General features: G+C 61.4%; 11 protein-coding genes. 7 read left to right on the top strand and 4 right to left on the bottom strand.

Translation table 11 applies throughout. From position 1 onward, the window contains the following. Positions 1-126: 126 nt before the first annotated feature. Positions 127-714 carry an MlaC/ttg2D family ABC transporter substrate-binding protein gene (locus SM764_RS10195; RefSeq protein ID WP_065271666.1) on the bottom strand — a complete coding sequence of 196 codons (588 nt, stop codon included), beginning with the start codon at positions 712-714 and terminating at the stop codon, positions 127-129. 3 nt (positions 715-717) lie between these two features. Further along, a complete protein-coding gene (locus SM764_RS10200) occupies positions 718-1,482 on the bottom strand; it encodes an MlaA family lipoprotein (RefSeq protein ID WP_065271665.1) in 765 nt (254 codons plus the stop codon). Between the two features lie 188 nt (positions 1,483-1,670). Here SM764_RS10200 and SM764_RS10205 point away from each other — a divergent pair, with 188 nt between their 5' ends. The 6 genes from SM764_RS10205 (at position 1,671) to SM764_RS10230 (ending at position 7,562) form a co-directional block, all read left to right on the top strand. After that, a complete protein-coding gene (locus tag SM764_RS10205; RefSeq protein ID WP_369001717.1) occupies positions 1,671-3,404 on the top strand; it encodes a type I secretion system permease/ATPase in 1,734 nt (577 codons plus the stop codon). After that, positions 3,401-4,705 carry an HlyD family type I secretion periplasmic adaptor subunit gene (locus SM764_RS10210; RefSeq protein ID WP_369001718.1) on the top strand — a complete coding sequence of 435 codons (1,305 nt, stop codon included), beginning with the start codon at positions 3,401-3,403 and terminating at the stop codon, positions 4,703-4,705. The genes SM764_RS10205 and SM764_RS10210 overlap by 4 nt, the downstream gene beginning before the upstream one ends. 93 nt (positions 4,706-4,798) lie before the next feature. Then, entirely contained in the window at positions 4,799-5,257 is a 459-nt protein-coding gene (locus tag SM764_RS10215) for a RidA family protein (protein WP_369001719.1), read from the top strand. Then, positions 5,254-6,027, top strand: coding sequence for a glycerophosphodiester phosphodiesterase family protein (locus SM764_RS10220; RefSeq protein ID WP_369001720.1), 774 nt, complete (start codon positions 5,254-5,256; stop codon positions 6,025-6,027). The genes SM764_RS10215 and SM764_RS10220 overlap by 4 nt, the downstream gene beginning before the upstream one ends. A 45-nt stretch (positions 6,028-6,072) precedes the next feature. Beyond that, positions 6,073-7,260 carry a GNAT family N-acetyltransferase gene (locus tag SM764_RS10225; protein WP_369001799.1) on the top strand — a complete coding sequence of 396 codons (1,188 nt, stop codon included), beginning with the start codon at positions 6,073-6,075 and terminating at the stop codon, positions 7,258-7,260. After that, positions 7,257-7,562 (top strand): 4a-hydroxytetrahydrobiopterin dehydratase, encoded by a 306-nt coding sequence (locus SM764_RS10230; protein WP_274830390.1) that lies wholly within the window; start codon positions 7,257-7,259, stop codon positions 7,560-7,562. Before SM764_RS10225 ends, SM764_RS10230 begins: the two co-directional genes overlap by 4 nt. A gap of 119 nt (positions 7,563-7,681) precedes the next feature. Here the strand turns inward: SM764_RS10230 and polA are convergent, their stop codons facing one another. Then, entirely contained in the window at positions 7,682-10,519 is a 2,838-nt protein-coding gene (polA, locus tag SM764_RS10235) for a DNA polymerase I (protein WP_369001721.1), read from the bottom strand. Between the two features lie 394 nt (positions 10,520-10,913). Between polA and SM764_RS10240 the strand changes: the two genes are divergently transcribed. Further along, a complete protein-coding gene (locus SM764_RS10240) occupies positions 10,914-11,822 on the top strand; it encodes a hypothetical protein (protein ID WP_369001722.1) in 909 nt (302 codons plus the stop codon). A 133-nt stretch (positions 11,823-11,955) separates the two neighbouring features. Here SM764_RS10240 and SM764_RS10245 read toward each other — a convergent pair whose 3' ends face one another. Next, positions 11,956-12,138 carry a zinc-finger domain-containing protein gene (locus SM764_RS10245; RefSeq protein WP_065271657.1) on the bottom strand — a complete coding sequence of 61 codons (183 nt, stop codon included), beginning with the start codon at positions 12,136-12,138 and terminating at the stop codon, positions 11,956-11,958. Positions 12,139-12,190: the final 52 nt, after the last annotated feature.

A 12,190-nucleotide genomic window follows, 5' to 3' on the forward strand; every position in this document is an offset into this window, starting at 1 on the left:
AGGCAAGGCAAAACAGTGGATCATAGTGAAAAGGGGCAGGGAGCGGCTTCCGCCCGCTGTTGCTGCCCTGCCGGGCCGCCACAGCCGTTGGGCCGTGCGCCGCGCTTTGCGCGGCGCGGGCAGGGATCAGCTGAGGCGTTTCAGCTCTGAAATCATCTTGTCGATATCGCCGCGGTTGCGGTCGAGAATGGCGCCGATCTCGGTCCGTTCGGTCAGCAGAAGGTTTACGCCCTCAATATACATATTGAAGAACAGATCCTTGCCGGAGCGGTTGGAGACCAGGAAGGTCACTTCGAACGGCGCCTGCCCCTTGAGATAGGCGGTGGTGCTTACCTCGAACCATTTCTTGACGCGCTTCACACCGGTCACCTCGAGACGACCGCCGATGAATTCACGGAACCGCTGCCCATACTTGCGCGAGATATAGCCCTGAAAGGCGTCAGAGAAGGCCCGTTTCTGCGCTGCCGAGGCGCGGCGAGCGTCGACGCCCATCGCATAGGCGGCAATATAAGAGGTGTCGCTGTACTGGCCAAAGATCCGCTCGAAATCGCGGTACATGGCATTTTCGGACTTGCCCGAGGCAATGACGCGATTGATGTCAGTGACAAGATTGTCGATCAACCGGCTGGCCGAGTTTTCGTTCAAAGCCCAGAGCGCACTGGGCGCGGTGATGGTTGCAGCGCCAGCTGCGGCGAGAAACATACGGCGGTTCATCGTTCAAAACCCTTCGGTATCCAGTTCAAACGGATCGATCTCTGTGATCTCACTGCTTTCGCCCAGCTCAAAACGGCGGTTCTGAAGGTAGATCAGACGGGCCTGCGCATAGCTGTCGGCGCTTTCGTAGAGAATCGAATCCACGGTATCAGAATATCTTCCACGGTCTCCAAGCCGACGCACGATCTCTGCGTAGACACCGATGTTGTCGGCTGGATTATGCTCAGCAAAGGAAATGGGATTGGTGAAAAAATCAACGGCGATGCCCACCGCGTCACGGGTTGTTGAAGGACCGTAAACCGGCAGTTCCACATAGGCGCCTTCGCCAACGCCCCAGACGTGCAGCGTTTCACCGAAATTGGTGTCGACCGGCGGAATGTCAAAGGCACTGGCCGGATCGCCGAGGCCGCCGACGCCGACGATGGTGTTGATGGCAAACCGCGCCAGTGCGATGCCGGATTCCTTCAGGTTACCCTGAAGCAGTGCGTTGACCGCTTGGCCCGGCATCGAGAGGTTCTCAGCAAAATGTGAAAAGCTCGTGACCATGGGGTCAGGGACGATCGCGACATAGCCTTTGGAGGCCGGACGGAAGGCCACGCGGTCAAGGCCAAGGTTGAACCGATGCACCGCCCGGTTCGTATTTTCATAGGGATCGAAGATTTCGCCCGCAGCTTTTGCCGCCGGATCCTGTGTCGCGCAGCCAGCCAAAAGCAGAGCTGATACAAGCAGGGCAGAGAGCGTTGCAAATGATCGCGTAAAAAAAGTCATCGGGTCTGGGTTTCCCTTGGTCCAAATTTGGAGCACACCGTGCGCACTTATTGGGAATCCTTCTGCTTCCCACCCTTTGAAGGCCTTGATTGTGAAACTGTGGCAGAATTGGAACAGGTTTTCTGCGGGCAGCTCGCTGCCCTGCTTTAGTATGAACAGGCGCGCTTGAACAGGTATTGGAACCAGAGATGAAGGAAAAAAATATAAAACCGGGATTTGATGAGCTTCGGTATGTGCGTCGCCGCAACCGTGGGCTTTTCTGGTCTACCGGAGTCTTCAGCTTTTTCGTGAACATGCTGATGCTGACCGGCCCGCTTTATATGATGCAGGTCTATGACCGGGTCCTGGGCAGCCGCTCAGAAGCAACCCTGGTGGCCCTGTCGCTCCTGGTGGTGTTCCTTTACGGCATGATGGGGCTTTTGGATTACGCCCGTGGCCGGATCCTGGCCCGGGCCGGAGCCCGGTTCCAGGCGGCGCTGGACCAGCGGGTGTTCGATGCCATGATCCGCCGCTCGGCGGTTGCACGCGATCCGGTGGCGCAGACCGGGCTCGGTGATCTGGAATCCATCCAGCGGCTGATTTCCTCGCCGGTTCTGGGCGCCGCTTTCGACCTGCCGTGGACGCCGGTGTTTCTGGCCGGGATTGCCCTCTTTCACCCCTATCTGGGGCTGCTGGCCCTGACCGGTGGCGCGGTGCTGATCGGGATTGCTCTTCTCAACCAGCTGCTGAGCCGTACGCCGCTGCAAAAAGCCAATATGTCCGGCCACAAGGCCAACCTGATGTCCGAGGAAATCCGCACCGAGGCGGAGATGATCCAGTCCATGGGGATGCGCGGCGCCGCCTTCCAGCGCTGGCAGAAGGCGCGCACGTCGGCGCTGAAGGACAATATCGCGGCCAATGACACCGGCGGCGGCTTCACCACCCTCACCAAGACGCTGCGGCTGTTTCTGCAATCGGCCATGCTGGGGCTGGGCGCCTATCTGGTGCTGCAGGGCGAGATGACCCCCGGGGCGATGATCGCCGGGTCGATCCTGATGGGCCGGGCGCTGGCCCCGATCGAGCTGGGTCTCGGTCAGTGGCCCATGGTGCAGCGCGCGATGAAAGGTTGGAGCAACCTCGGCGAACTTCTGGCCAAGGTACCGCCGGAACAGGAGCGCACCGCTCTGCCGCAACCCAAGGCGCTGCTCGAGGTGCAGGGGCTGGCGGTGGTGCCGCCCGGTGACAACAAAGCGCAGCTGCGCAACGTGTCGTTCCGGGTGCAACCGGGACAGGCCATCGGCGTGATCGGCCCGTCGGGATCGGGTAAATCCACCCTGGCCAAGGCGCTGACCGGCGCTTGGCGCCCGGCAGCGGGCACGGTGCGGCTGGACGGGGCCTCCATCGATCAATATGCGCCGGACGTTCTGGGCCGCCACATCGGGTATCTGCCGCAGCGGGTACAGCTGTTTGACGGCACCATCGCCCAGAACATTGCCCGGCTGTCTCAGGAGCCGGATGCCGAAAAGGTTGTCGCTGCGGCCAAGAAGGCTGCCGCGCATGATATGATCGTCAAGCTACCTGACGGCTATGACACAGCGGTTTCTTCCGGTGGGGGGCGTCTGTCCGGCGGTCAGATGCAGCGGGTTGCCCTGGCTCGTGCACTTTATGATGATCCGGTTTTCGTCATTCTGGACGAGCCCAATTCGAACCTCGACAATGACGGATCGGTGGCGCTCAATCAGGCGATCAAACAGCTCAAGGCCGAAGGAAAATCGGTGATGATCATGGCCCACCGTCCAGCGGCCATTCAGGAATGCGATCTGCTGCTGGTGATCGACCAGGGCGTACAGACCGCCTTTGGTCCCAAGGACAAGGTACTGCAGGAAATGGTCGCAAACCATCAGACGATCCGCAAGGCACGGGCCCCCGGAGGTGTACAATGAGCGTAGAAAAAGACTGGTCCGCCCGGCGTCCGCTGGCCATCGGGCTTCTTGGACTACTGATCCTGGTCGGTGGGTTTGGAACCTGGGCGGTGATGTCCTCGATTGCGGGCGCAGTTGTGGCGACCGGCCGGATTGAGGTGGATCGTAACCGTCAGGTGGTTCAGCATCTGGATGGAGGCATCGTTTCGGAAATCCTGGTTGACGAAGGCGATACCGTTGCCGCCGGTGAAACGCTGCTGCGTCTTGATGCGGCCGAACTGCACTCGCGGCTGGTGATCACCGAAGGCCAGCTGTTCGAGATGATGGCCCGCCGTGGGCGGCTTGAGGCCGAGCGCGACGAGGCGGAGGAAATCACGTTTGACGCCGAACTGGTGGCTCTGGCCCCCGAGCGGCCCGAGGTGCGCGACCTTATGGAGGGGCAGCAGCGTCTGTTTCTGGCCCGCCGGGATTCCACTGCCCGCGAGATTGAGCAACTGGAGAAACGTCGCGCCCAGATCAACGATCAGATCGTCGGCATCAAGGCGCAGCAGGATTCCATGCGGGTTCAGCTGGAGCTGATCGGCGAGGAACTGAAGAACCAGCAGACCCTTCTGGAGCGCGGGCTGGCGCAGGCTGGCACGGTTCTGAACCTGCGCCGCACCGAGGCGAACCTCAGCGGCTCTCTGGGGGAGCTCCTGGCCAATCAGGCCCAGGCCGAAGGCCGTATCACCGAAATCGATATCCAGATCCTGACGCTTGGCTCGCGCCAGCGCGAAGAGGCGATCACCCGGCTACGTGATCTGCGCTATCAGGAACTTGAGCTGGCCGAAACCCGCCGCTCGGTTCTGGAGCGGCTGAATCGGCTCGATATCACCGCGCCGGTCTCGGGCGTTGTCTATGGTATGCAGGTCCACACGCCGCGTTCGGTGATCCGCCCGGCAGAACCGGTGCTGTATCTGGTGCCGCAAGACCGGCCGCTGGTGATCGCGGTGCAGGTGGTACCGACGGATATCGATCAGATCTTTGTCGGTCAGTCGGTGACGCTGCGCTTCTCGGCGCTGGATCAGCGCCAGACTCCGGAACTCTTTGGCAAGGTGACGCAGGTCTCTGCTGACGCTTTTGAGGACGAAGGTACGCGGGTCTCTTACTACCGCGCCGAGATCGAGTTGAACGAAGGCGAGCTGGAAAGACTGCCTGCGGATACCGCCCTGATCCCAGGCATGCCGGTGGAAAGCTATATCCGCACCAAGGATCATTCGCCCATGGCCTATCTGCTGAAGCCGCTGAGCGATTATTTCGTCAAGGCCTTCCGCGAAACCTGATCACGCGGGCCGCCGACAGGGCGTTTTGCTCTTTTCGGCGGCCTGCTTCGGCGCTAGCGTCGCCTCCAAACAGTGATCTGGAGGACAGCCGTCATGAGCATCGAAGCCAAACTTGCAGAACTGGGCGTTACCTTGCCCGAAGCCCCGGCACCGGCGGCAAACTACGTGCCCTACGTGGTGTCTGGGGACATGGTTTATGTCTCCGGTCAGATTTCGGCGGATGAAAGCGGGCTGATTACCGGCACCCTTGGCGATGACATGGAGGTCGAGGCCGGTCAGGCGGCGGCAAAACGCTGCGCCATCGCGCTTCTGGCACAGTTGAAGGCGGCTTGCGGCGGTGATCTGGAGCGTCTGGTGCGGGTCGTGAAACTGGGCGCTTTTGTCAATTCCACCGCCGATTTCACCCAGCAGCCGCAGGTGGTGAACGGTGCCTCCGATTTCCTGGTGGCGGCGCTTGGCGATGCCGGTCGGCACGCGCGCTCCGCCGTCAGCAGCCCCTCTCTGCCGCTGGGCGTTGCTGTTGAAATCGACGCGGTGTTCCAGATCAAATGAGGCCCGCGCTGCCCGCCCCGTTCCTGAAGCTGCCGGTGGCGCATCGCGCGCTGCACAATCTGGCGGCGGGGCGACCTGAAAACAGCCGCGCGGCGATCCGCGCGGCCATCGCGGCGGGCTATGCGATCGAGATCGATCTGCAACTCTCTGCCGACGGCCAGCCGATGGTGTTTCACGATGACACGCTTGAGCGCCTGACCGAAGAGACCGGCCCGGTCCGGGCCCGCACGGCAGAGGCGCTGCGCCAGATCCCACTCAGCGGCGGCGATGGCGAATGCATACCAGATTTCGCCGAAGTGCTGCAGCTGGTGGCCGGGCAGGCGCCGCTGCTGATCGAGATCAAGGATCAGGACGGTCATATGGGCGCGAACGTGGGCGCGCTGGAGCAGGCCGCCGTGGCGGCCTTGCAGGGCTATGAGGGGCCGGTGGCACTGATGTCTTTCAACCCGCATTCCGTGGCCGAACTGGCGCGTCTGGCGCCTCATATCGCGCGCGGCATCGTCACCAGCGCCTATGTGCCCGAAGAATGGCCTGAACTGCCCCGCGCGGTCTGCAACGATCTGCGCAATATCCCGGATTTTGACCGGGCAGAGGCCTGTTTCATCAGCCACGAAGCCAGCGATCTGGCCCGGCCCCGGGTGCAGGCGCTGCGCGATGCTGGGGTTCCGGTGCTGTGCTGGACCATAACCTCGCTTGCCGAAGAGGCGGAGGCGCGCAGCTATGCTGACAATGTGACCTTTGAGAATTATCTTTCCCCGCTGCCGTCTTGATCCGCCCCGGACAGGGGCCAGATACTGATGAGCAAAGGAGGCCGCATGGATCAGGCACGGATCGAAATTCAGGTTCTGGAGTCCCTGTCGCAGATCGCTGCCGGGGACTGGGACGCCTGCGCCTGCCCCGAGGCCGCGGATGGTGGGCGCCCGCTCGATCCCTTTACCACCCATAGGTTTCTGCTGGCCTTGGAGCAAAGCGGATCGGTCGGGCGCGGCACTGGCTGGCAGCCGCAGTATCTGACCGCCTATCAGGACGGGCAGCTGATCGCCTGCGCGCCGCTTTATGCCAAATCGCACAGCCAGGGCGAATATATCTTCGATCACAACTGGGCCCATGCCTATGCGCAGGCGGGCGGGCGTTATTATCCCAAGCTGCAGATCGCGGCGCCCTTTACCCCCGCAACCGGTCGCCGCCTGCTGGTGCGCCCAGGCGCCGAGGGGATCGGCCATTCGGCGCTGGTGCAGGGCGCGGTGCAGCTGGCGGCGGACAATCACGTCTCTTCGCTGCATGTGACCTTTTGCACCGAGGAGGAAGCGCAGATCGGTTCCGAGATCGGATTGATGAGCCGCGCCACTCAGCAATACCACTGGCTGAACGACGACTATGCCGATTTCGACGATTTCCTTGCGGCGCTGTCGTCGCGCAAGCGCAAGACACTGCGCAAGGAACGGCGGCAGGCGCAGGCGTTTGGCGGTGAGATCGCCTGTTACACTGGCGCTGATCTGCGCCCCGAGCACTGGGATGCCTTCTGGGAGTTCTATCAGGACACCGGCAGCCGTAAATGGGGCTCTCCCTACCTCAGCCGCGCCTTCTTCGATATCGCGCATGAGGTCATGGCGGATGACATGCTGCTGGTGCTGGCCGAACGGGACGGGCGCCCGGTTGCCGGGGCGCTGAACTTCATCGGTCGCGAGACGCTCTATGGCCGCTACTGGGGCTGCATCGAGCATCACCCGTTCCTGCATTTCGAACTGTGCTATTATCAGGCGATTGAACAGGCCATCGCGATGGGGCTGAAGCGGGTCGAGGCCGGCGCGCAGGGTGAGCACAAGCTGGCGCGCGGTTATTTGCCGACGCAGACGCACAGCCTGCATTGGATTGGTGATCCCGGGTTCGCAGATGCGGTACAACGCTATCTGGAGGCCGAGCGGGCCGCGGTCGAGGAAGAGATCGAGATCCTCACCGATTATGGTCCGTTCCGAAAGGCACAAGTGGAGGAACAGGAATGACCGAGAAACTCTCCGAGGCCACCCGTGGCCCGCTGCTGGATCCGCTGTTCGCTGCGGGCTGGAGCATGGTGGAAGGGCGCGATGCCATCACCAAGGTCTATCTGTTCGCAGGTTTTGACGAGGCCTTTGGCTGGATGACCCGCGCGGCGATCTGGGCCGAGAAATGGAACCATCACCCGGAGTGGCGCAATATCTACAATCGGGTCTGGGTGGTGCTGACCACCCATGACGTGGGCGGCCTCAGCGCGCAGGATGCCAAACTGGCACGCAAGATGGATGCTCTGTTTGGCCGGGTTGAGTAGGCGCGCGGCCAACCCAGCCTGCAGGTAAAAAGCTCGCAAAAGAAAGGCATACCCCCGGCTGCCTGGCAGCCGGGGGGTACTTCTAGGTCTGGAAACAGGTTGGAAAAGGGCGGGCGCGCTTAGTGGGCTTCGGCCCAGTTGTCGCCGGTCCCGGCATCGACGGTCAGTTTCACATCCAGATGCACCGCCGGATCTGCGGCGCTTTCCATCACCCGGCGGGCGGTTTCGGTGGTTTCCTCCACCGCCGACTCGGGCACCTCGAAGATCAATTCGTCGTGCACCTGCAACAGCATCTTGGCGGGCAGGTGGGCGATGGCATCCGGCATCCGGACCATGGCGCGGCGGATCACGTCGGCGGCGGTGCCCTGAATGGGCGCGTTGATCGCGGCCCGTTTGGCAAAACCGGCGCGCGGTCCCTTGGCGTTGATCTCGGGCGTGTGGATCTTGCGCCCGAACAGGGTCTGCACGTGGCCGTGCTCCTTGGCGAACTCCACGGTGCTGTCCATGTATTTTCGGATACCGGGGAAACGTTCGAAATAGCGGTCGATGAAGCCCTGCGCCTCTGCCCGTGGGATGCGCAGGTTGCGCGCCAGGCCAAATCCCGAGATGCCGTAGATGACGCCAAAGTTGATCGCCTTGGCCTTACGGCGGATGTCGGGCGTCATCTCGTCTAGCGGCACGTCAAAGACCTCGGAGGCGGTCATGGCGTGAATGTCCAGCCCATCGGCAAAGGCCTGTTTCAGCGTGCCGATATCGGCCACATGGGCGAGGATACGAAGCTCGATCTGGCTGTAGTCGAGGGATAGGAGCTTGTTGCCGGTCTCCGCCACGAATGCCTCGCGGATACGGCGGCCTTCCTCGGAGCGGACGGGGATGTTCTGCAGGTTCGGATCGGCCGAGGCGAGGCGTCCGGTGTTGGCGCCGGTCTGCACGTAGGATGTATGCACGCGGCCCGTTTCCGGGTTGATGTGATCCTGCAGCGCATCGGTGTAGGTCGATTTCAGTTTCGACAATTGCCGCCAGTCCAGCACCCGCGCGGGCAGTTCATGTTCGGTGGCGAGTTCTTCCAGGATATCGGCGCCGGTGGCATAGGCGCCGGTCTTGCCTTTCTTGCCGCCTTCGATGCCCATCTTGTCGAACAGGATCTCGCCCAGCTGTTTCGGGCTGCCGACGTTGAAGCTTTCACCGGCGAGGGTGTGGATCTCATCCTCCAGCGCCGCCATTTTCTGGGCAAAGGCGTTGGACATGCGGCTCAGCGTGTCGCGGTCCACCTTGATGCCGTGACGTTCCATCCGGGCCAGCACCGGCGACAGGGGGCGTTCCAGCGTTTCATAAACGGTGGTGACCTTTTCGCGGTGTAGCTGCGGCTTGAACGTCTTCCACAGGCGCAGGGTGATATCGGCGTCCTCGGCTGCGTAAGGCACGGCATCGGCAATCGGCACCCGGTCGAATGTGATCGCGGATTTGCCGGTGCCCAAGAGAGGCTTGATCGGGATCGGCGTGTGATCGAGGTACCGTTCCGAAAGCGTGTCCATTCCATGGCCATGCTCGCCCCCGTGCAGGGAGTATGACAGCAGCATGGTGTCATCATAGGGCGCCACGGTGATGCCATCCGCAAAGCCCGCTCCGCGTTGGCGGGCCATGATCTTGGCATCGTATTTCATGTTCTGGCCGATCTTGATGATCGCGGGATCCTCAAGCACCGGTTTCAGCATGGCAAGCGCCGTGTCGAAATCCATCTGGCCCTCGGCCAAGGCATCCGATCCAAAAAGATCGTCGCTGCCTGCCTCGGCCTTGTGGGTGAGCGGGATATAGCAGGCTTCGCCCGGCTCCACACACAGGGATACACCAACCAGATCGGCGGTCATTTCATTGAGGCCGGTGGTCTCGGTGTCAAAGGCAACCCAGCCGCGGCCCCGGATCCGGTTGATCCAGACCTGCAGTGCCTCGGCATCGCGCACGCATTCGTATTTTTCGGCGTCGAAAGGCACGGCCTCTGCCGGATCGTCCTCTGTCGCGGTAGCAGCGGGGGCCGTGGGCTCGGGGATCACCGGCGCTTCGCGGCCCATCTGCTTGGCCATCCGGGCGCTGAGGGTGCGAAATTCCATCTCGGTCAGGAAATTCAGTACCGTATCCGGATCGGGTTCGCGCAGTTCCAGATCATCAAGCGAAAAGTCGAGCGTCATGTCGCAGTCCAGCTGCACCAGCTTTTTCGACAGTTCGATCTGGTCGCGTTTCTCGATCAAGGTCTGGCGGCGCTTGGGCTGTTTGATTTCTTCGGCGCGGTCCAGCAGCTCATCAAGGCTGCCGAATTCATTGATCAGCAGCGCGGCGGTCTTGATCCCGATGCCCGGCGCGCCGGGGACGTTATCGACGCTGTCACCGGCCAGTGCCTGCACATCGACCACCCGGTCGGGGCCGACGCCGAATTTTTCCATCACGCCGTCGCTGTCGATCCGCTTGTTCTTCATCGCGTCCAGCATTTCGACGCCGCCGCCGACCAGCTGCATCAGGTCCTTGTCCGAGGAAATGATGGTGCAGCGCCCGCCCGCATCGCGCGCCTGATGGGCCAGGGTGGCGATGATGTCGTCGGCTTCGAAACCTTCGATCTCCTTGCAAGCGATATTGAAGGCACGGGTGGCGTCGCGGGTCAGCGGGAACTGCGGACGCAGGTCTTCGGGCGCAGGCGGGCGGTTGGCCTTGTAAAGATCATAAAGATCGTTGCGGAAGGTCTTGCCTGAGTGATCGAAGATGACTGCCACATGGGTGGGCGCATCGGGGCCGGTATTGGTCTCGATGTATTTCACCAGCATGTTGCAAAAGCCAGCAACTGCGCCGATCGGCAGCCCGTCCGATTTGCGCGTCAGTGGCGGCAGCGCGTGGTAGGCCCGGAAAATGAAGGCCGAGCCGTCGATCAGGTGAAGATGGCAGCCTTTGCCGAATTGCGTACCGCTCATGACTGTCGCGCTCCTTCCCGGGAAACTGTTCGTGTTCTGTTTTCGGGTTATCGGTGATCCGATGGCCAAGGGCAATTGGAGTTTCCGCAAAGCCGGGCAATCAGCAGGATTGCGGGGCATGGGTAAGGACGGCCCGCTTCCCTTTTGCCGGGGAGGGGCGGGGGCTGTCCGGCCTATCGGCCTGACGAGGTGCCAAGACTGGCGGCACGAAAACCGGGCATCAGGCCGACTGTAAACAGTCTGTTTCCACCCTGTGTCGGCGGTTTTTCTCCGGCATTTTAAGTTTCTGGTGTATCAAGCGTCAATCGCGCGTGCCCGAGGTGGGAGCCTGGGGGGATGCTGAATTTGGAAAAATCTGTTCCACCAACCTTGCGTTTGAGTGAAGGAGAACCGGATGCCGGATTATGCAAAGGTCTTCAATTATGAAGCAGAAGGGCTGTCCTACACGGTCTCCCTTTATGAGGAAAATGGCGAATTCTTTGCCGATATTTCGGTCGTCGAAGGGGCGATGGATGTGAATGCCGTCTATTTTGGCGACGACGACTTTTCGGGTGACAGCGCCTCGCTGGATGGTCCGCTCAACATGAACGGGACCCGGCTTGAAGGCGATAAGATCCAGTGGGACGATGCTGCCGCGCTGAGCGATCCGGGTCTTGGTCCGGAGGGGGAAGACAAGGAAACCTATCTGTCGGATGGCGATACGCTGACGGTCTCTCTGGATGTCGATAGCCTTGAGGATATTGATATTTTCGGTATTCGGGCCACCTCGACAACCACTGATGCGGGATCGATCAAGGGCGTTTCCACGGACCACGAAGAGCCGGAGGTGCCCGAGGAGCCGGAAGACCCTACCTACAGCAAGATCTTCTTTGGTGAGGAGTTCTCTGACACGGGCGCGCCCTTGGGCGGTACCTATATTCTGGACGAAGAACCCGATCCGAACCCCTATAACAACATCGCACTGCCCGAGGGCACCGAGCCGACCTTTGAAAACTACCTGTCCTACTTCGATACGGACGAGGTCTATGGCGAAGTAACCTCAATCGAATCCATCATCTTCTATGGCGATGGCGCGGATGGGGAACCTGAGGAACTGTTCCGAATCGATGCACCCGAAGGCGGCTTTCAGGATGCTGATGAGGTGCTGATGGCCTATGATGACGCGCTTGAGGGCTTCTCGGCCTCTGGCGATGAGTCCGGTCAGGAGCTCATGGCGGCGCTGAGCCTTGAGCCGGATGCAGAGAGTGACGCGGGCGCGGGCGAAGAGGCGGCTATGGACGAGGACGAACTCGACATGGTCTGAGGCCACGGGCCAGATAGCCGATAATTCCGAGCTGACTGGCCCAAATGACGATAGAATATAGAAAAGGCGCCTCCGGTCTCCCGTGGGCGCCTTTCGTCGTCTCAGGCATGCTGATCTGCCGGAAAAGGCGGGATCAGTTGGCTTTACCTTCGAAATCCTTGTGGATGTACTTGCAGTCGCAATAGGGGCATTCGACCCAGCCGGTATCCTCGGGGATCTGCAGGTAGACCCGCGGATGTCCGAGCGCGCCTTCGCCGCCGTCGCAGGCGACACGGTAGCTGTCAACGATCTTGGTTTCAGGCGCTTCGATGGTCATCGGCTGGCGATCCTCTTGCTGATGGGTTAGGGGCTTTATGTGACAGGACAGC

This window comes from Pseudophaeobacter sp. 1A16562 (assembly GCF_041008785.1).
GTDB classification, from domain to species: domain Bacteria; phylum Pseudomonadota; class Alphaproteobacteria; order Rhodobacterales; family Rhodobacteraceae; genus Phycobacter; species Phycobacter gallaeciensis_A.